We start from the raw sequence: 18,360 nt of genomic DNA, 5'->3' as shown, positions 1-18,360 counted from the left end.
TCGAATGGTTGCGTGGGGTCGTGGTTCGTCGTTTACGTGTGCGGATGGGAGTGATCGTCATGATGATTCAGGGTAGGCGAGTGTTCATGTACATGGGAGTGGGGTGTTGAATTGGCACCACCAAACAGCCGCCGGGATTCGTGGGGCGCGAGATAGGGAATGACCGAGGCACCCGGCGAAAATTCGTAGGTGATCTCCTCGAACGCGTGCGTCTTCATCACTGAAGCCATCACTTGCCGGTCCACGGTCAGGGGTACATAGACCGTCGTGCCCTTGACCACCGCCGGCCAGTGTTGATTGCCCAACGCATGTCCAAGTTCGAGACAAATGTGCGCGAGGAATTCCTGGGTCTTCGAGAGCAAACCATCCAGCCGGATCACCATCACATCCTGAAGTTGAATGCGGGCAATGATTGCCTCACGCGTAGTGTCATCCCAGAGGAGAATGTCTCCATCGTGCAAATGAGTATTCCGCTCCAGCGACACAGCCAACTCCACTCCCCCCTCCGACTTCAGGCGAAATCGGGTTTTCTGGGCCTGCCATTGGTCGAGATGCATCACGTCAACATGCGCGCCATCAAGTTTGGCCTTCCAGTCGGGATCCTTGACGTGGCCTAACACCGATTCAACCATAATCATCGATTCGTTCCCCAATAGTTAATCCTTGCTCTCGCGTCCATGGACCTTCTCAATAATCCTGAAGCCCGGATACCAGTCAGACGAAACCGACTGGTGCCGGGCACAGGAGCCATCGATGCCGATCAACTGAAAAAATACAACTGGTTGAGTGCGATATTTTTCGGCGGCGTGACCGTGGCGTGCACGCCGTCAACCATCACAGCAAATGTCTGCGGGTTGACCTCGATCTTTGGCAAATAATCGTTGCGGACCATGTGTTTCTTGGTCAGGACCCTGGTCTGGCTAACCGGCTCGACCATACGGCCCAACCCGTACTTCTCCTTGACGTTCCTGTCGTGAGCAACCTGGGACACAAACGTCATGCAGGTACTCTGCAGCGTCGAGCCCATGGCCCCGAACATGGGGCGGTACATCATCGGCTGCGGTGTCGGCAGCGAGGCGTTCGGATCCCCCATGTTGGCCCACGCCACAAAACCACCCTTGAGCACCAACTTGGGCTTTGCCCCGAAGAATGCCGGTTCCCAGAGAACCAGATCGGCCAGCTTGCCAGGCTCGATCGATCCCAACTGGTGGAAGATCCCCGCAGCGATGCAGGGAGCCGAGGTCACCTTTGACAAATAACGCAACACCCGGAAGTTGTCGTTGCCCGGGGCATCCTCGGGGAGCTTGCCGCGTGCCTGTTTCATGGCGTCGGCTGTTTGGAACGCCCGCAGGAAATTCTCTCCGATGCGACCCATGGCCTGCGAGTCGCTGCCGATCATCGAGATTGCCCCCATGTCGTGCAGCACGCTCTCGGCCACGATCGTCTCGGCACGCACCCGGCTCTCGGCAAAGGCCACGTCCGAGGGGATCTTTGGATTCAGGTTGTGGCAAACCATGATCATGTCGAAGAGTTCTGCCACCGAGTTCACACCGCAAGGCAACGTTGGATTGGTCGAGCTCGGCAGCACGTTCGGCTGACCGACGACCTTCAAGAGGTCAGGCGCATGGCCGCCTCCGGCGCCCTCAGAGTGGTACGTGTGGATCGTTCGCCCGTCGAAGGCTGCGATTGAGTCCTCGACAAATCCCCCCTCATTGAGCGTGTCCGTATGCACGGCGACGCTCACGTCATACTCCTCGGCCACCGACAGGGCAGACCGGATGGCGGCAGGTGTCGTGCCGTAGTCTTCATGAATTTTGAAACCAGTGGCACCGGCTTCTAACTGCTCAACCAGCGGTGCCTTGCCGGTACAATTGCCTTTGCCATAAAAGCCCATGTTCACCGGCAATCCCTCAACTGCGCGAAGCATCATTTCCATATTCCAGGGACCATTGGTCGTCGTTACGCCATTGGTCCCGTCGGTGGGTCCAATACCGCCTCCCCAGAGAGTGGTGATCCCATTCGAGAGCCCGTGCCAAATCTGCTGCGGGCAGATGAAATGAATGTGCGTGTCCATTCCGGCGGCGGTCAGGATGAGATGCTCTCCGGTGATCGCATCCGTCGAGGTGCCCGTGGTCAGTCCCGGAGTGACCCCGTCCATGGTCGAAGGATTGCCGGCCTTCCCGACGCCGACGATCCGCCCGTTGCGGACACCCACGTCCGCCTTAATCACACCCAAAATGGGATCCAGGATGGTCACGTTGGTGATGACGAGGTCGAGACAGCCGGCCGCCTGGGTAATTTGATTGTCGGACCCCATTCCATCACGGAGAGTCTTACCCCCTCCGGTGACCAGTTCGTCGCCGTACACACGCAGATCTTTTTCGATCTCGACATAAAGATCCGTATTGCCCAATCGGATTTTGTCGCCGGTCGTTGGTCCATAGAGATCGGCGTATTGTTTGCGTGAAATCTTAGACATCGCAGAGACTCCTTTGTTGTCAGGGTTTGGTCGACTTGAATCCACGTTCCTTAACGCGTCGCATGGCCTCGTCATAGTTGGGACGGTAGTCGGGTGTTGGCCCGTCGCCCGTCCAGCCATCGACCAAATTGTTGAAGCCGACGCAGAACTGTTTGCCACCCATCGGGACCAGAGTCACCTCCTTCTCGTCGCCAGGCTCAAACCGGATCGCGGTCGTTGACGGAATATCCAGCCGCTTGCCAAACGCCTCCGACCGATCAAACTGCAGGTAACGATTCGATTCAAAAAAGTGAAAATGGGAGCCGACCTGAATGGGCCGGTCGCCGGTGTTCCGCACTCTCAGGGTGGTCGTCGGCCGACCGGAGTTGATTTCGATATCCCCTTTAGCCAGAACGAGGCCCCCAATTGGGGCCGTATCCGTATTTTCCGATTGAGGGCCGGCATGCTTGTGCCGCAACCACTTCCCGACTCCAGAGTTGGGGGGATTCTTTTTTGACTGAGCCATGTTCATCCTCCTCTTTGTCTCAGAATAAATAGGGATTACTTGATCGGATCATGGACCGTAATTAGCCTGGTGCCATCGGTGAACACGGCCTCAAGTTGAACGAAAGGGATCATCTCGGCTACTCCCTCCATGACGTCATCACGTGTCAGCACACCCGCAGCCTCCGTCATCACCTCCTCGACCGTCTTTCCCTCGCGGGCCCCTTCGAGAGCTGTCGAGCAGATGAGCGCCATCGATTCCGGATGATTCAGCTTCAGGCCTTTGGTCTTCCGCCGTTGGGCAATATCGCCAAGTTGGTAAATCAACAATTTTTCCGTCTCACGAGGTGTTAGATGCATGACATGCTCTCCTCTTCAATAGTGAACGTGTAGTGTAAGATATCCGGCCCCCGCAAGCCCACGAAACGATTCTCGCGAACCCGTGTGCCTCTCGACGTTACCCCGACTTCTCAACCGGCTCCCGCAGGTACAACGCGTCGATCTGACCGACGGCGATAATGATCCAGGACGCTACCACAAATGGAGCAGTCAGGGCAGGGATTCCCAGCCAGGAGGGAAAGAACTCCGTCAGGGGGACGGAGATCATGGCGGCCAGTATCGCAATCAGGAGAGACTTCCCCCACAGGTATACCGCGATCGGCGCCAGAACGGCGTTGTACCCATAGATGCCCAGGTGGACTGCCGATGTCGGGTCATTGTGATACAGCGCCACGAGGGTTCCCACTATTGATCCCAACAGCCCTAGCACCGCGTGCCGCCATGTGCAGAGGGCAATCCCCGCAAGGAACAGAATTCCGGTCACCACCGTCGCACCGAACATCACCTCGGCCGCCCCCGCCAAAACCTCGGCTACGAAACCGGACGGCGTATACGCCGGAGGGGCCGGCATCACATCGATTGTCGTTCCGGCTATCCCATGAGCCATGATCAGGACCAACCACGTGACGAGGACGAAGGGAGCAGTGTAGGTGGGGAACTTCAGATATCGGCGCATCGCATAGGTCAGGAATGTCGAGCCCACACACCCCGCCACGAGCAGGACCCATGTCAGGGGCTCAGGTTTCAAATAGAAAACCGTGGCAATGCCCACCAGGACGGGATTGAAGCCATGCAGCCCTTCCGCAATCTCCTTGTCGTCGAATCGCGCCAGGGTAGCGACCACTGGACCGAGGACCGCTCCGATCAACGCGCCTACGGCCATCAGAGGCGACGCGACCGCAATCCCCACCAGGAATAACATTCCTGTGCCTGCATGACCCTGGAACATCACTTGACCAACCCCGCGCAGGACGATTTGGAAAAATTTCTCCGGATCCCAAAATGTTTGGCGATCGGTCACGATGGACTCTGTTGCCATGTCAGATCTCCCTCATCACAGTTGGAGTTGAAGACCCAATCCCACAGCGCTGACCGCATCGCCACTGACGCCTGGCGTATAGGCCCTGCCTTTGGTCAAAAAATCGCCATATTGATAAAACAGCGAAATCCTCGCGTTATGCCCATCAATGACGTAGTTCAATCCTCCCTCGAACAGGTATCGAGAGGAGCTCTCATTAGGATTGGTGTCCACATAACGCACAAAAGGCTGAAACTGCCCGATCCCCACTTTTTGAGGAAAGAGATATAATCCTGTGGCCATCCAGGAAACGCCGGAGAACAGGCAGAAACAATTGGGGTCTGCAAGCGCCTGGGCGCTCAGATTGGGATTGAAATACTTGAGTTCACCCTCCAGGGTAAGAACGCCTTTATTGGGCAACACCTTCTCAAACAACAGATCCCCATTCATTCCATAAAAGGTCGAGGGAGAGGCCTGGGTGCCGGCCCCATCGTTCTGATATTGGAGCACATAGGCTGCGGTCAAAATATCGCCGCCCTTCCCGTAATACGTACTGCTGGTGTAATAACCGGGATTTTTTTCGACATTGAGAAAGTTGTAACTGATACGACCGGCATAGAGGAGATTGTCCGCCTGATTCGACGCGCCGCCATGCCCTCCAAAGATCCCCACGACATAGGTCAATCTTCTATCCGGAGTTAACGCTCCCCAAATGTTGACACCGTCGTCACGGCCGAATCGTCCCCCCTGCCCAATGGAGCCGGAGAAATCAGAGGTGTAAAACGGCGTTTCAACAAAATCAAAGGTACTTTGGAAAAACGGACCGGAGAGTTCTCCACGGTGCTGTGGAACTAACTGGCGCCCTGCCCAGACATTGAAGTACTGGTTGAATTCAAACTTGCCGATGGCGTCGAGGACAATCATGGTTCCGCCTTGAGTATTATCTGAGGAAACACAATTATTACATTCCGTGTTAAATTCAACTTTGATATATTTATGGATTTGCCCATTCACATACAGACGGAGATTGTCCAATTGGAAGTTATTACTCCAATTCGATCCGTTCGACGCCGCATCCTCCTGCGTGAAAAAACTTGTTTTCAGACCAAGACCCACGCTAATCCATTTTGTGTCGTCAATTTCGATTTTTCCTGCTCCATGCACAACCGGCGCGATCACAACCATCCCGATGAACATGACGGCAATAGCGCACGACTGAATCGTCCGCAGGTAAGCAAGATTCGAAGTCAAGCTCATAAGCATATGTTTCATATCGGATTAATGTAGCTGTGTTTCATGCGAGACTTGCACTATGTGAAAAGCCAAGAAAATTGTCAAGAATATATTGAACAGATCATTCTTCTGCGCTCCGACATATAAATAATGGGGGGACAAGCCTGATGATTGTGTTCCCGTTTCTTATGATATACTTGCGCACCAATCGACCCAAAGCCGATGATGATGTCACCGAGGGGAAAACGTGAAAGTCCGTGCTGTGGATCTAAGTCGCATGACCTTGGCAGGCGTTGTGGCCTGTACATTCCTTCTTGGCTGTGCCGGATCCGGCATACGCACTCCCCTTCACCAGAATGAGACCAGCCGAGTTTATCTGGAGTGGGTCCCGCAAGACTCTTTTCGGGCCTCCCATCCAGCTACTCTCTCGCCGACCGTGATACATGGAGCGTTACGGGGGTTGCGCGTGCAAAAGCTACAAGCCGCATTCGACAAACATTTCAGAGGGCAACAAGAGCCCAATAGAATTTTCTCCGATGAAGACGTAGAGCTTCTGACCCCACACATTCTCTCCGCCTTCTCGCAAGCCACCCCCGAAGAGGAGATAGTCTTTCAACGGATCTATCCCTGGGAATACGGATCAAGGATGACGGCGGGCATTCTCTCCCTCCGCGAAGACTTGCTTTTTCTAACCATTACCCACTTCACACAGAAACACGAGGGAATAAATTTTGTTTACGTGGATGACCGTCAGGCCCCCGATCCGACCGGCCTTGGTGGTCGGACTGTGCTTTTCGAACCCGAGGAAACCCTTAGGCCCGACAAGTCTCCGCAGAAAGTTGGCCACCCCGACGAGGTGACCCTGGCGATCAATTATCCGCTTCTCGAAACGTTGCAAAAGGCTCGTGAACAGCCAGTCCGCTCCCTCATCCGTCAGACGGAAGCACCTTCGCGTACCCACAGCCGCGAGACGGCTATTACACCAAAGAACCAGAAGACCGTTCCTGCCCAAGGGGAATCGGTGTTGGAAGACCCCGCCCTCCGCGCGCTGGAGGAACAGGTTCACAAACAGGAGCAAGACCTGGAGCAATTGAGAAACGAGCTTCATGAGATTCAACGCAGTCGCGACTCCCAAAGATAACTCCATTAAGAAGATGCCCGTCCGCATCTGGGACCAACGCCAAGATTCTGTGGACAGGACCTCGGTTTCTCGCCATTCTGCATGATCTTCTCAGTAAAATGAGTATTACAAAGAGTGGGTTTTCCCTCTGAAATTCAGGCTAAGCTTTATCGACACCAACAAGGTGCATACCCTGAGATTTTTCATGAGGCATTAGATTATGATGAGCCGAACAAAGGGGCAATCTGATAAAATTCGGTGGATAGCATAGTCATAGGGAGAAAGTGGTAATCTGTCAGCGTCCGATTGAAGACTCCCCCGCAGACACTTGAGAACTCACGAGAGCCATCCCTCCCCTCCTTGGGATTTGATGGTGAATTCGGTCTAGAGTGCCGTTCCGGACACATAACATTCAAATCAGATTCTCACATGGATCATCTACTCATCACTTCCTTGTTGCTGGGCCTAACGTTGGGCATGACGCACGCCCTCGACCCGGACCACCTCATTGCCATGGGAACGTTGGCTGCAGAATCACGGGATATCCGTCGTTCGGCTTTATTAGGAGCGATCTGGGGAGTCGGACATACCTGCGCGTTAGCCCTTGTCGGCTATCTAGTGTTGAGCCTCAAGTGGACGATTCCGTTACAAATGGCAGCCAACATGGAAATAATGGTGGGAGCCATGATTGTGGCGTTGGGAGTGCACCTTCTGTGGAGGACCCTCCAGCCAATGACCGTTCACCTTCATGAGCATGACCATGAGGAAACGAGCCATTCACATGTTCATGTTCATGGTCAGGATTATGGGAGCCACTCCCATCATCTGGACGGTTCTCGCGCCAAAGTTCTGTTAGTGGGTTTTGTGCATGGAATGGCAGGCAGTGCCGCCTTAACCCTTGCGGTACTAACGACAATGCCATCCATGGCAATGGGCATGATCTATATTCTCCTATTTGGTGTGGGTTCGATTGGGGGTATGCTTCTGATGAGCGGGCTGATCAGCCTTCCCTTTGTCTTTGTTTCTCGATCATGGCATCACAACCTGAAAGTGAGTGCCGGTTTCCTGGCAATCGTATTCGGTGCGTATTTCATATGGTCCCCGCTTTCCTAAGCCACCACGGTTCATTCATTGTAGACGCTCCACAAGATGTCTGAGGATGTCGGATATCTGCCATACGTGTTATCTAGACTTGGCCACCCACGCTATTGGACGAAATCTCCAAGGCTGAGATCCTTCCAAAAGAATCCTGATGGGTGGAATCTTTCATTGCGAGGTCAGAAGGGTTTATGGTGAAATGGCGCTTAGTTCCGAAGGTTGCCAGCATGAAATGATAACGAGGATGCCAATTTAACCCTCAGTTTGCGATGTGCTTTCCGCAACCCCCTTGCCAGAAAAACAAACCAGTATTCCAGAATTTTCATTTTTTTCGCACCCAACTTGGATTACCAAAGAAAGGCCTAGGCTATGAGCATGTCACGCATGACGAACATTTTCGCACTGGTGCTGACCTTCACCATGGGAATCATAGGAACCTCCATGGCCGCAAATGAGGAAATTCACCCTTTGCCAGCCATCCTCAGCGATATCGAACGCCAAATTGCGGAATTAACCATTAACATTAAAAAGATTTCGGATCGAATACAGTTTTTACATGAGGTTCCTGATTCCAAGGATCCTCTCATTCAAGAAGTCCGGAGTCTTGACCTGAGAGGGTGGGAACTGCATCAAGAACAATGGAAGGTGCAACGCGACGGATTGAAATTCACGGAGGAAATCTTGCGGAAGGTCCAGGACCATCCCGAGGAAAAACCAGAAGCCTTACAAGCCTGGCTTGACCGACTTAAAGAATTCAAAGAGAGGATGAACGATTATCGACAACAGCGGGCCGGTATCGAAGTGTTGCGCATAGAAACCGAAGTGAAATTGATTGAACAATACTTGCGATAAGGTAAGGAGCCAACAATGGATTGTGTGAAACGACCGACCTTATTTCTTCTCATAGGCCTGACGGGGATATGGTTCATTATGACCGGGTGCACGTCAGTGGATACGATTCGATTTACCAGCCAAACCTTTCCACCCAAAAAATCAGTCCTAGATGTGGAAGTGATGGCCCTAGAACCAAAATGTCCCCATATCGCCATTGCTCAATTGAGTGTCATGGATTCAGCGGTGAGCTATGAAGACGAGGAAGGCGCGATTCTCAAAAAAGCCGCTGATTTGGGGGCCGACGGCGTGGTGCTCCATCGAGGGACCAAGCGAACCGTTGCGACTCCTGCCTACGGAGGCTATGCGTATAACTATAGCTACCCAGGGTGGGGCTATTCTTCATACGGTATGGTTGGATACGGTGGATACGGTACGACCGGATACACGATTGGTGGATTCGGGTATTCACCCTATGGCATGGGCACGCCCATGATGTATGACACTACCGTGAGATCACTCACAGGGATTGCCATTCGCTACCAGGATGGCCCGCGTTGCGTAACAGGTGGGCCGGAATCCCGAAAGATCTCTATATCCATTCCTCTTCAGTCATAAATATTCCGTGAATTCCCCAAAAGCCATCCTTCTTTAAACTGACAGCTGCATCTGGCCTGCCATGAGAACCAAAGGGCTTTAAATTGGGAAGGAACGAATTCATAAAGAAAGGAAAACCGTGCTTTTCCCCAATAAGATACAACTACCAACGGCTTCAGGAGATTTCTGAAACCACCCAGCAAATTGAACGAATGGAACATGAATAAGAATATCCTGCCTGGGCACTCTTTGGTGGGGAAACTTTTGGAGCCATTGCGGATCATACAAAATACAGGGTTCTACGCCCCACAGCGCTCACCATTCTGAGCAGATGAATCCTGATGGGGTCCATACACGGTTGAGGATGACAAGAAAATCAGGAGGGAGACAACCTCAACAGAAATGTCATGCTGAGCCCCTTCGACTCCGCTCAGGGCAGGCGCGCGAAGCATCTGGCCGAGCCATGGCCTGGTTGAGCTGGACTCAGTTCCTTCGTTTCTCTCAGGATGAGAAGCAGAGGCACGGAGCCTTCTAGGATTTGTCGGGAGAGTAACCTCGAAGGACTCGATCCTTAATTTCCGTATGATCCACAATTGCCAGGTGAACGAGGAATTGGAAAGAACGGATTGTTGTCGATCCTAAATTTCAGGTGGAAAACCTGTCATTAAAGGAACCCGCTTGTCTACTGAGGGAAATATGAAAGTTTGACTCCCTGTGCCAGTGCAGTTCTTCATGCCGGACGAATCTTAAAGTTACCGACCTAACCAGTGCCAGTCATGACCAATGGAAAATTTGTCGGGGGGCATTATCAAAGCCTTGAGAAATTTCTGGCAGGATGCCCTATGGATCAGAACCGACCACCAGGCAACTGCCACCAAAACTACTCCAGACCCCATTTTAATCTTGGCAACAGCCCCTCTGCTTCCTGAATGAAATTTCCGGAAGCTTCGGGTGCTATTGTCTGAAAAAATAGGGCTATGTCTGTGGTCAAGCACGCTGGGATTTAGTCCTGGTCATTTTTTTATCGTTGTTCCCGATTTCCGATTTTGCCTCAGCAATCATGTCATTGAATTGTTCCCCGGTTTCAGAAACCATTTCTGAAACAGCGGCGTAGGCCACAAGGCCTCCTTTAATCATTCCTTTAGCGAGGGGGCGCAGCACCGAACCTATTCCAGATGCAATTGAGGGGACCGCCACTGCAACGACAGCTCCGACCACCACACCACCAATGACAGCTTCCATGTTATCCTCCTCTGTAAATAAAATGTTTCTTAGAAACGAAGAAAATACTATCATAATCAGAAAGATTTAGTGAAGCTTTCCTGCTATATTGCGGGTCTGCTTCCAAACCGAAAACGACCGCATCCCCTTCATGCCCGGCGCTGACTTTCATCCCCATGCAAAGGAAAGGGCTGTCCGGTTGCTTGAGGGGGACTGTTGAAAAAATCCGCCAGCGGCGTTCTTGCCATGTTTCCGTGCTCACGTACTGGAAGTACGCTCTGCGCGCAAAAATGACTGCGGCCTTGCTGGACGAACTTTTTTGAACCGCCCCGAGGCCTCTGATAGGCCACGTGCCTGTGGGTCAATATGCCCTTGGAAATCATTATTATTCAACACTCCCTGAGGCAATATCTCGTATGATGGAAAAGAGTCACTAAAAGTTCCCGCTGGCAATCAAACTCCACCAAGCTGGATGTGACTCATCAGGAAGGTTTTGGAGGGAATTGTGCCAAAACTTTCTGGACTGCCTCATTGATCAGCCCGGTTTGCCCTCCTGTGGTTCCCTTCCAATCCACCACGCCTTTAGCAACCCCGCGCCAGATGATATGCTGCGGCGCCTTCGCATCAAGAAGATCGATGATGAGCGTCCCTTCCTCGTATTGGTAAACTTCTGTATAGCCCATACCCATTCCCCAGTAAGGCCTCATTAGTGGACCTCCCATAGATTGGACCTGAATGCGCTCTTCTCTACCAACATAATAGGTCACATGGAAATCTGAATTTCCAGCGACTATTTCGATGTATCCCTTGTTCGCCAGTTCGGCTGCGATCGCACTCTCAATCCTTTGCCGGGCCATTTGATTGGCCCCACCAAGATCAATCTCCCCTTCTGGCGTTTTCAGCATCCATGAAAATGTCTTCAGCTTACTAAAGTCCGTGGACTCCCTATAATCAGAACTTACAGAAATACTGGAGCACCCGAAGGAGACCGGCAATGACAACAAAACGAAAAGCCCCATGAAACATCGCATGAAGAATACCCTTTCTTTTACAATATTCATCGCATTCCAGAATTTCAGATTCAGTATATTTCTCACAGAGCGGTCTTCCCAGGAACAGATATCATGGCATGTCGAAGACTCAGTGCGATGAACTCAAATCTGTGAGCAATTTCAGCCCTCTGTTTGGTGAAAGCCACATTGACTATTGAATTTTCTCGCTTCATTGAGCTCGATACCCTCCCTTGTGAGTCGGCTAATTCTGCCGGGAGAACATCAATCTGCACTCGATTGGTTTCGCGGCGCAAAACTATAGCAGACACTTCTCGCCCTTTTCGACTCGCGACCTTCAGATCCTATGTACCTCCTCAAGGAAGGCGGAGGAGGGGTGGGCTGGTGCTTGCATCATTATGGATGTATACCTTAAAGAACATGTCGCCTGTCCCAATCTTCTGCGACCGGGGGCATGTTGGGCCTGAACGGCAAACAGGTCACCATAAACCGACTATGTCTAAAGAAGGGTGAGCCTACGAAAAATTTTGAAAGTGAGCCCCCACTTTTTATTTTTTTCGTGCACACCGTGCACCTTCAACCTCGTTATTCCTGAAAGGTTAAATCGGAAATCTTTCCACCCAGAACATTCCCAACACGTGCAAAAGGGAACCCCTCCACAGTAGTCATTCCCGACATTGAGTTTCGAGAATCTATCTGTGTGGGTTTTTAGATAGTTACCTGCCACAGACACGCAGATATGATGTAAAAAAGATAGATATCCGCGGACAAATGAGAATCCCACAACCTATGCTCTTGAGACTAACCGACCCTGGTGAGACTGCTTACATGCCGGTCTTTTTATCTCTTGTCATTCTCATTCTATTCTTTGCGCCCACGACGTTTGCCGAGTGGAAGGTCACGGGCGAGAGCAATGTCTATTATACCGACGATGCCGCCCTGTTCTCGGCAACCCGGAGGCTGAGCCGAAGCCAGGACCCTACTCAACCGGTTATTGATAGCCTTCTTGCTAACCAAGGGGACGATGTGGTGTATGAACCCATGGCTCATATTACGAAGTCCTTCCCGATAATGGGTCGATCTACCCAATTGGGTGTCCGCGGACAAGGATTTTTATTTACGAACAATACTCAATTTAATCACGGATCCCTGAGTGTGGAGGTCTCCCATAACCTGACCTCCTCCACACACCTCCTCATGCGCTATTTTTTCGGACCCGATCTGTATTTAGGAAAAAATGAGGTGCGGCCACTTGAAGAGACTGGCGGAAATACACCAAAAGTAAAAAAGGAAGAGGTCACCACCAATTATTGGGCAGGAGGACTTGCTCAACAAATCCCCGGTGTGGACGATGCCAGGATTATCCTCTATGGCCGCTATGGATTGCGGGAATACGACAAACCCTTCACACAACGGGATACCCGGTTTTGGACTATCGGGACACACGTGGAATGGAAACCCACACAGAAAATCGGGTTGGCTCTGGGCTACCATTATGAACGGGGGTTGTCAGATGGACGGAACCAGCCAGAATTACAGGATGATACGTCTTACTTTAATCATTTCGTGACCGGGGAGATGGACCTGGAAATCACGGAACGGTTTGGACTGGAAATGGCGCTCCATTATGAATTTAACGGATGGACCACAGGCCTTGAGGGGGATGAACGCAAGGGACAACATGAAAATGTGGTGCAAGGGGATATTGCCGTTCGATATCAGGTAAACGATCTTCTTCAACTGACGGGTGGCTTTCAAGGAGCGCATCGAAAAGAAAGTTTTGAGAAGGGGTTAAAAAACCTCAATACCTGGATAGGCGCCAAATGGGCATTTTAATTTTTCGTAGCGAGATTCATGATCCTCCGAGCAACCCAGGGAATCGGCACATTACAAATGTTAAGCCAGCCTGAGTCCGAGCTTCGTACATAGCTTAGCTTCCATGCGGATATGGTTCACCCACAGCAGGAATGCCGGAAAGGTCATGGCTCTTTCCATGTTTTGGATCCTGCTGGCTGCACCCTTTTCGCATGGCGGAGAGCCCAACAAAGAACCAACTCCTCCAATAGATGATCCGTTTCTGTTTTGGCAATTGGATGAAGTCAGGGAAAGAGCCAAAAAAATTCCTCAAAATATCCAAGAACGGATTCGAAACGGTCAGGAGTGGAATTGGAACGAATATCCCGATCAGGTGCTCTTGCAGGAGGACGCAGAAATACATTGGACCCGGTACCTGTCTGCGGCCCTCAATGCGCCGAAATGGTTGGACCTCGGCATGACCGCTCGTCTGAGGCGCGAGGGCTTTGATTATCCGTTTAAAAAGGACCAGAAGGGAAGCACCTGGCAATGGGCGACCAGATCCCGTTTCCGGGCCAGCGCACGATGGAAGGCCTTCCGCGCTCAGCTGGAATTTCAAGGGTCCACCTCCGGTGTCGATTCCGCCACCGATGTGGTGGGGAACTCGACGTTCAGTGCCGGAAACGTTCAGCAGTTGTTTGTGGCGCACACATTGGCAAATTTTTGGCAGACGGGACTTCGCACCGATCTTCATGTCGGGCGCATCAACCTGGATATCGGAGCACGTCGCCTCGTTGCCCGCAGTCGCTTTAGCAATACCTCACAGGCCTTTGACGGCATTCACTGGAATCTCGCCAATGAAGGTCAGTGGCAATTCCGGACTTTTTTTTCTGAAGTGGTGTTAACCGCCGACACCACGAATCGTCTGGGCTTATTTACCAATAGCGGGAATTATTTCTGGGGACTTTCATATGAAACCCACCAGCTCGCCTGGTCCAGAATTCACATGTATTATTTCGGGAGGAATAATAATGCTGAAGATGACCAGGTGGCGCGCGCGCATTCCACTTTTGGACTGAGACTCTATCAGCCACCCAAAATCGGATCATTTGATTATGATGGGGAAACCGCCTGGCAGATAGGCACGTTGGATAGCAAGGATCATTTTGCCTATTTCCAACATTTGTCCTTAGGGTATACCTTTGCGCTCCCCTGGGCACCTCGGATTATGGCCATGTACGATTACGCCAGTGGCACAAAGAATCCCAATGGGAACGAGAGCCAGACCTTTGATCCTCTATTTGGAGCGCGCCGCAATGAATTGTCCCCCACGAGTCTGTTTGGACCATTCTACCGTTCCAATATCAGCTCCCCGGGCATTCGATTGATTCTCAACCCACTTCCCGTCCTTCGACTCGACCTGAAGTTCCGGGCCTGGTATTTGGCCCAATCCCGTGATGCGTGGGTCAATTCCGGCCTGCAGGATCCATCCGGCGCCGCGGGCAACGTGTTGGGACAGGATCTGGAGGTAGGCGTTCGGTGGAATCCCTCGCCCAATCTCAGCATAGATGCCGGCTATGACTACTTTCTCAAAGGTTCCTATATTAAAAACCAAACGAACGTGCCAGGAAATCCTCCGGCCCAAAATACCAATTATTTCTACATTCAAACCGAAGTCAGATTTTAATGACTTGGTGCTACAACCCTGGGAGAACGGCAAGGTATCACAGCACGAGAGCGAAAAGGGAGCTTGGTGCATTCGGATGGTTGAATCATTGCTGTCGGGGCTGGAGTTCACCCTTGCTCGTATTGGCCATGATTTCTATCCAACTTCATCCAGCCCAGGGTCAACGTTTTTATAACCGCCAGCAACGGCTTTCTTACCCGGAAAGGTTACGGCCATATATCTACCAAAGAGGGAGTCCAAAAACTTAAATGAAGTCTCCACCCAAACGACGGAAAGCCTTTCCAATTGCGGCAAAACTGCTGGACAATAATCACCCTGGAAAAATGAACGGTTCCATTCTTTGCAGTCCACGTTTTTTCCGTCCCCCACCACGGGTGGGAAGGTGGAAGTAATCCAACGATGGGACTCTTTGTATTGCTGGAGGTAGAAATGGCGAAGCCTCGACTCCTACGCAAGACGGCTTCTCATCTACATGGCCGATACAAACTCACCAGGCCCCCTTGTGTTTGTGCCAGACCGTATTAGTGAAGCAAGGAAATCCTTGAGGCCAAGGCCCACTATCTGGTGCCCCATATAAGTAAAATGAATGTCTGTCTTGCTCCTCCTAATGGTGGAAATTTCTTTCCCAATCAACAACGGCAGGGTATCGTAACAAGGCACCCCATTGGCTATACACCACCGTTCCAAAGCCTTATTCATCTCAAAATATTGATACGTTTCAACATTCGGAAGTACTCCCTCCCAAGTAAAACGAGGGATATTTAAAACGGCAAATTTGGCTCCGCGTGAATTTGCCAGAAGGCGGGTTTTCTCAAGAATCCTCAACGCATCTGGAAAGGCTTCTTCGTAACTTCGTTTCCGATAATTAAGAAAAAGGTGATCCGACACATTGCAGAGACTCAAGAGACGCTGACAAAGATAACATTGCCAATAAACATCCTGCTGCCATTCAGCCCAATCCGGAGAATACAAACGATTATTTTTTCGGTAACGAAGGTTTCGGTTAACATCATCCAGATAAAAGCTAAAGATTAAATAATTGTGGGGAAGGTCTCGAAGTTTTTCTGAATAAAACAGGTATATCTGTTCCACGCTATAAGCGGCAATACTGGCATTGATCATTTCAAGTTTTTCATCATGGTGAAATTCTTTATTAAATTTTTCCTGGGAGATTGTAGGAAAATTTCTAGGGTGGCGCTCGGCAGCTGGAATGGAATCCCCAATAAGGAGAACCCTCTCGTCAGGTATCTGAGAATTTGGCTCAGGTCCTACAAACCCATAGGAATTTGCTCTTTCTATTCCATTTTCCCTATATCGTGCATAATACCAATAGGACCGATCCGGACTATTCATAGCTGAAATATTTTGAACCAGATTTTGCTTCCGTAAACCACTGCCAAAGAAAACCTCAAAAAGAATGAGCGTAAGCAGTCCAGAGCTTACCGGGAGAACAATGACGTTAACCCATGATTCTCCGACAACCAGGTTTTTTAAAAAAAACTCCCATACCAGAAAAAAGGCAAGAGGGAAAAAACTGGTCAGAGAAAAGAGCAGAAAAATTCTTATAGGGATGTGCGGACTAGAAATAACCCATATTCCAACTAAAATGGGAGGAATAAAGATTAAAGTTAGGAATCCCCAAAAAATAAAATTGGAACTATCTCTTTTTGGGAAAGGCGCACTTCTGCAAACAAGAAAGGCAGACATTCCGAATAAAGTCAGCCAGACAACGAAGTAACTTAACCAGAGAGCGTTTGGATGAATCCTAACAGAAATTAATTCTTGTAGGACTTGATCAGAGAAGTAAACCCACAAGGGTAAGATAGGAAAAGCCGCAACAAGAAAAAATGGAGCCCACCGATTATTCATGAAAATTTCCCTGGCTTTCTTTCTGGAGTGGGAAAAACGACTCTCCCGCGATTTAACCTAAGAAGTATTGGTAGGCTTCGTTTTCAGTCTCATCCCTGTAGGGGTAACCCAGGTCTTTCAGAATAAGATCAAGCTGTTTGCGTTCCGGTTCAGGCACCTGCATACCCACAAGCACACGGCCATAGGCAGAACCGTGATTACGATAATGGAACATGGAGATATTCCAGCGGGAGGCAAGCTTGGTGAGAAATCTCAGGAGGGCTCCCGGTCTTTCGGGAAATTCAAAACGAAATACGATTTCATTTTTGGCCTGTGGCGCATGTCCTCCCACCATATGGCGAATGTGCAGCTTGGCCACTTCATTGTCGGTCATGTCAACCACCTGATACCCTTTTCCCTTCAAGAGCGAAATAATATCTTCGCGATCATTTTTATCGGGTGAAATCTGCACACCAACAAAAATATGTGCATCGAGATTATCCGCAAATCGGTAATTAAATTCTGTAATTGAATGTTTCCCCATCAAGCTGCAGAATTTCATATAGCTTCCAGGCTTTTCAGGGATAGTGACTGCGAGAATTGCTTCCCGACCCTCGCCGATTTCTGTGCGTTCGCTGATATAGCGTAAACGGTCAAAATTAATGTTGGCTCCGCTATCAATCGCGATTAATGTTTTGCCCTTGCAGCCTGTCTCCGCCACATATTTTTTCAATCCTGCCAACGAAAGCGCTCCGGCGGGCTCGGCAATCGAGCGGGTGTCCTCAAAGATATCTTTAATGGCGGCACACATTTCATCTGCGTTGGCAGTGATGACGCCATCGATAGTTTTCCTTAGCACACGGAACGGCTCCTTGCCGATTCGCGCCACAGCAACCCCATCGGCGAATATGCCCACCTGAGGCAACCTCACTCGTCGTTTTGCTTTCATTGCCATCTTCAGGCAGGCCGCGTCTTCTGGCTCAACGGCAAACACTTTGATTTCCGGCCGCACACATTTAATATAGGCCGTCATGCCTGCGCACAATCCACCCCCACCTACGGGAATAAATATGGCATCAATGTGGGCGGGATGCTGCCGCAATAACTCCATGGCAACCGTCCCCTGACCAGCGATAACATCCGGATCATCGTAGGGCGGAATGTACGTCAGACCTTTTTCTTTCAACAGGATTTGCGCATGGGTTGAGGCTTCATCGTATGTGTCGCCAAACAACGCGACTTTCCCGCCATGGCGTTTTACAGCATCCACCTTAATTGCGGGCGTTGTTCGCGGCATGACAATGGTGGCATTCACACCCATGTGCCTCGCCGCAAGCGCCAGACCCTGGGCGTGATTGCCCGCCGAGGCCGTAATGACGCCACCCGCCCGCTGCTTATCGGTGAGGTGTAATAATTTATTGTACGCACCACGAATTTTGAACGAAAACACAGGTTGCATATCTTCTCTTTTCAATAACACATGATTACCCATGCGTTCGGAAACAAGGGAAGTGTTATCCAGGGGTGTTTCTATGGCGAGGTCATAGATGCGCGCATCAAGAATGCGTTTCAGATAAGACTGTGGCATAAGTTTTTTGATGG

18 protein-coding genes are annotated in these 18,360 nt (G+C 50.8%); 6 read left to right on the top strand and 12 right to left on the bottom strand.

Going from position 1 to position 18,360, the window contains the following annotated elements; genetic code table 11:
* Nucleotides 1-32 precede the first annotated feature (32 nt).
* The 6 genes from ureE to PJI16_04190 form a co-directional block, all read right to left on the bottom strand.
* Nucleotides 33-638, bottom strand: a complete 606-nt coding sequence (ureE, locus tag PJI16_04215; GenBank protein ID MDT3776763.1) for an urease accessory protein UreE — start codon at nucleotides 636-638, stop codon at nucleotides 33-35.
* Nucleotides 639-760: 122 nt separating this feature from the next.
* A complete protein-coding gene (locus PJI16_04210; protein ID MDT3776762.1) occupies nucleotides 761-2,479 on the bottom strand; it encodes an urease subunit alpha in 1,719 nt (572 codons plus the stop codon).
* Between the two features lie 19 nt (nucleotides 2,480-2,498).
* Nucleotides 2,499-2,984, bottom strand: a complete 486-nt coding sequence (gene ureB / locus PJI16_04205; protein ID MDT3776761.1) for an urease subunit beta — start codon at nucleotides 2,982-2,984, stop codon at nucleotides 2,499-2,501.
* A gap of 35 nt (nucleotides 2,985-3,019) precedes the next feature.
* Nucleotides 3,020-3,322 (bottom strand): urease subunit gamma, encoded by a 303-nt coding sequence (locus PJI16_04200; GenBank protein MDT3776760.1) that lies wholly within the window; start codon nucleotides 3,320-3,322, stop codon nucleotides 3,020-3,022.
* A 97-nt stretch (nucleotides 3,323-3,419) separates the two neighbouring features.
* Nucleotides 3,420-4,340, bottom strand: coding sequence for an urea transporter (locus tag PJI16_04195; protein ID MDT3776759.1), 921 nt, complete (start codon nucleotides 4,338-4,340; stop codon nucleotides 3,420-3,422).
* A gap of 15 nt (nucleotides 4,341-4,355) precedes the next feature.
* The gene (locus tag PJI16_04190) at nucleotides 4,356-5,576 is read right to left on the bottom strand and encodes a hypothetical protein (protein ID MDT3776758.1); all 1,221 of its coding nucleotides are present in this window, start codon (nucleotides 5,574-5,576) and stop codon (nucleotides 4,356-4,358) included.
* A gap of 223 nt (nucleotides 5,577-5,799) precedes the next feature.
* Here PJI16_04190 and PJI16_04185 point away from each other — a divergent pair, with 223 nt between their 5' ends.
* The 4 genes from PJI16_04185 (at nucleotide 5,800) to PJI16_04170 (ending at nucleotide 9,219) form a co-directional block, all read left to right on the top strand.
* The gene (locus PJI16_04185) at nucleotides 5,800-6,693 is read left to right on the top strand and encodes a hypothetical protein (protein MDT3776757.1); all 894 of its coding nucleotides are present in this window, start codon (nucleotides 5,800-5,802) and stop codon (nucleotides 6,691-6,693) included.
* A 408-nt stretch (nucleotides 6,694-7,101) separates the two neighbouring features.
* On the top strand, nucleotides 7,102-7,785 hold the full coding sequence (locus tag PJI16_04180) for a sulfite exporter TauE/SafE family protein (protein MDT3776756.1): 684 nt from the start codon (nucleotides 7,102-7,104) through the stop codon (nucleotides 7,783-7,785).
* A gap of 369 nt (nucleotides 7,786-8,154) precedes the next feature.
* Nucleotides 8,155-8,622, top strand: a complete 468-nt coding sequence (locus PJI16_04175) for a hypothetical protein (GenBank protein ID MDT3776755.1) — start codon at nucleotides 8,155-8,157, stop codon at nucleotides 8,620-8,622.
* A gap of 15 nt (nucleotides 8,623-8,637) precedes the next feature.
* Nucleotides 8,638-9,219 carry a hypothetical protein gene (locus tag PJI16_04170; protein MDT3776754.1) on the top strand — a complete coding sequence of 194 codons (582 nt, stop codon included), beginning with the start codon at nucleotides 8,638-8,640 and terminating at the stop codon, nucleotides 9,217-9,219.
* A gap of 966 nt (nucleotides 9,220-10,185) precedes the next feature.
* Here PJI16_04170 and PJI16_04165 read toward each other — a convergent pair.
* The 3 genes from PJI16_04165 to PJI16_04155 all read right to left on the bottom strand — a co-directional run bounded on the left by PJI16_04165 (nucleotide 10,186) and on the right by PJI16_04155 (nucleotide 11,480).
* Nucleotides 10,186-10,440, bottom strand: coding sequence for a DUF5132 domain-containing protein (locus tag PJI16_04165; GenBank protein MDT3776753.1), 255 nt, complete (start codon nucleotides 10,438-10,440; stop codon nucleotides 10,186-10,188).
* 1 nt (nucleotide 10,441) lies between these two features.
* A complete protein-coding gene (locus PJI16_04160) occupies nucleotides 10,442-10,681 on the bottom strand; it encodes a hypothetical protein (protein ID MDT3776752.1) in 240 nt (79 codons plus the stop codon).
* Between the two features lie 220 nt (nucleotides 10,682-10,901).
* Nucleotides 10,902-11,480, bottom strand: a complete 579-nt coding sequence (locus tag PJI16_04155; GenBank protein MDT3776751.1) for a DUF4136 domain-containing protein — start codon at nucleotides 11,478-11,480, stop codon at nucleotides 10,902-10,904.
* A 738-nt stretch (nucleotides 11,481-12,218) separates the two neighbouring features.
* Between PJI16_04155 and PJI16_04150 the strand changes: the two genes are divergently transcribed.
* The gene (locus PJI16_04150; GenBank protein ID MDT3776750.1) at nucleotides 12,219-13,265 is read left to right on the top strand and encodes a hypothetical protein; all 1,047 of its coding nucleotides are present in this window, start codon (nucleotides 12,219-12,221) and stop codon (nucleotides 13,263-13,265) included.
* A gap of 145 nt (nucleotides 13,266-13,410) precedes the next feature.
* A complete protein-coding gene (locus PJI16_04145) occupies nucleotides 13,411-14,910 on the top strand; it encodes an alginate export family protein (GenBank protein MDT3776749.1) in 1,500 nt (499 codons plus the stop codon).
* Nucleotides 14,911-15,045: 135 nt separating this feature from the next.
* On the opposite strand, the gene PJI16_04140 is transcribed toward PJI16_04145, so the two are convergent.
* The 3 genes from PJI16_04140 to ilvA all read right to left on the bottom strand — a co-directional run bounded on the left by PJI16_04140 (nucleotide 15,046) and on the right by ilvA (nucleotide 18,346).
* Nucleotides 15,046-15,261, bottom strand: coding sequence for a hypothetical protein (locus tag PJI16_04140; protein MDT3776748.1), 216 nt, complete (start codon nucleotides 15,259-15,261; stop codon nucleotides 15,046-15,048).
* A 117-nt stretch (nucleotides 15,262-15,378) separates the two neighbouring features.
* Nucleotides 15,379-16,779: an SGNH/GDSL hydrolase family protein gene (locus tag PJI16_04135; protein ID MDT3776747.1), complete on the bottom strand. Its 1,401-nt coding sequence runs from the start codon at nucleotides 16,777-16,779 to the stop codon at nucleotides 15,379-15,381.
* Between the two features lie 52 nt (nucleotides 16,780-16,831).
* The gene (ilvA, locus tag PJI16_04130) at nucleotides 16,832-18,346 is read right to left on the bottom strand and encodes a threonine ammonia-lyase, biosynthetic (protein MDT3776746.1); all 1,515 of its coding nucleotides are present in this window, start codon (nucleotides 18,344-18,346) and stop codon (nucleotides 16,832-16,834) included.
* Nucleotides 18,347-18,360: the final 14 nt, after the last annotated feature.

The sequence above is a fragment of the Nitrospira sp. MA-1 genome (genome assembly GCA_032139905.1).
GTDB lineage: Bacteria > Nitrospirota > Nitrospiria > Nitrospirales > UBA8639 > Nitrospira_E.
Note: the sequence above shows the minus strand (reverse complement) of the source record. Positions and strands in the feature narration are given on the sequence as shown.

Coding starts and splice junctions, on each gene's coding strand:
- ureE (MDT3776763.1), bottom strand. CDS start 638: ATGATTATGGTTGAATCGGTGTTAGGCCACGTCAAGGATCCCGACTGG.
- PJI16_04210 (MDT3776762.1), bottom strand. CDS start 2,479: ATGTCTAAGATTTCACGCAAACAATACGCCGATCTCTATGGACCAACG.
- ureB (MDT3776761.1), bottom strand. CDS start 2,984: ATGGCTCAGTCAAAAAAGAATCCCCCCAACTCTGGAGTCGGGAAGTGG.
- PJI16_04200 (MDT3776760.1), bottom strand. CDS start 3,322: ATGCATCTAACACCTCGTGAGACGGAAAAATTGTTGATTTACCAACTT.
- PJI16_04195 (MDT3776759.1), bottom strand. CDS start 4,340: ATGGCAACAGAGTCCATCGTGACCGATCGCCAAACATTTTGGGATCCG.
- PJI16_04190 (MDT3776758.1), bottom strand. CDS start 5,576: ATGAGCTTGACTTCGAATCTTGCTTACCTGCGGACGATTCAGTCGTGC.
- PJI16_04180 (MDT3776756.1), top strand. CDS start 7,102: ATGGATCATCTACTCATCACTTCCTTGTTGCTGGGCCTAACGTTGGGC.
- PJI16_04175 (MDT3776755.1), top strand. CDS start 8,155: ATGACGAACATTTTCGCACTGGTGCTGACCTTCACCATGGGAATCATA.
- PJI16_04170 (MDT3776754.1), top strand. CDS start 8,638: ATGGATTGTGTGAAACGACCGACCTTATTTCTTCTCATAGGCCTGACG.
- PJI16_04165 (MDT3776753.1), bottom strand. CDS start 10,440: ATGGAAGCTGTCATTGGTGGTGTGGTGGTCGGAGCTGTCGTTGCAGTG.
- PJI16_04155 (MDT3776751.1), bottom strand. CDS start 11,480: ATGAATATTGTAAAAGAAAGGGTATTCTTCATGCGATGTTTCATGGGG.
- PJI16_04150 (MDT3776750.1), top strand. CDS start 12,219: ATGCTCTTGAGACTAACCGACCCTGGTGAGACTGCTTACATGCCGGTC.
- PJI16_04145 (MDT3776749.1), top strand. CDS start 13,411: ATGGCTCTTTCCATGTTTTGGATCCTGCTGGCTGCACCCTTTTCGCAT.
- PJI16_04135 (MDT3776747.1), bottom strand. CDS start 16,779: ATGAATAATCGGTGGGCTCCATTTTTTCTTGTTGCGGCTTTTCCTATC.
- ilvA (MDT3776746.1), bottom strand. CDS start 18,346: ATGCCACAGTCTTATCTGAAACGCATTCTTGATGCGCGCATCTATGAC.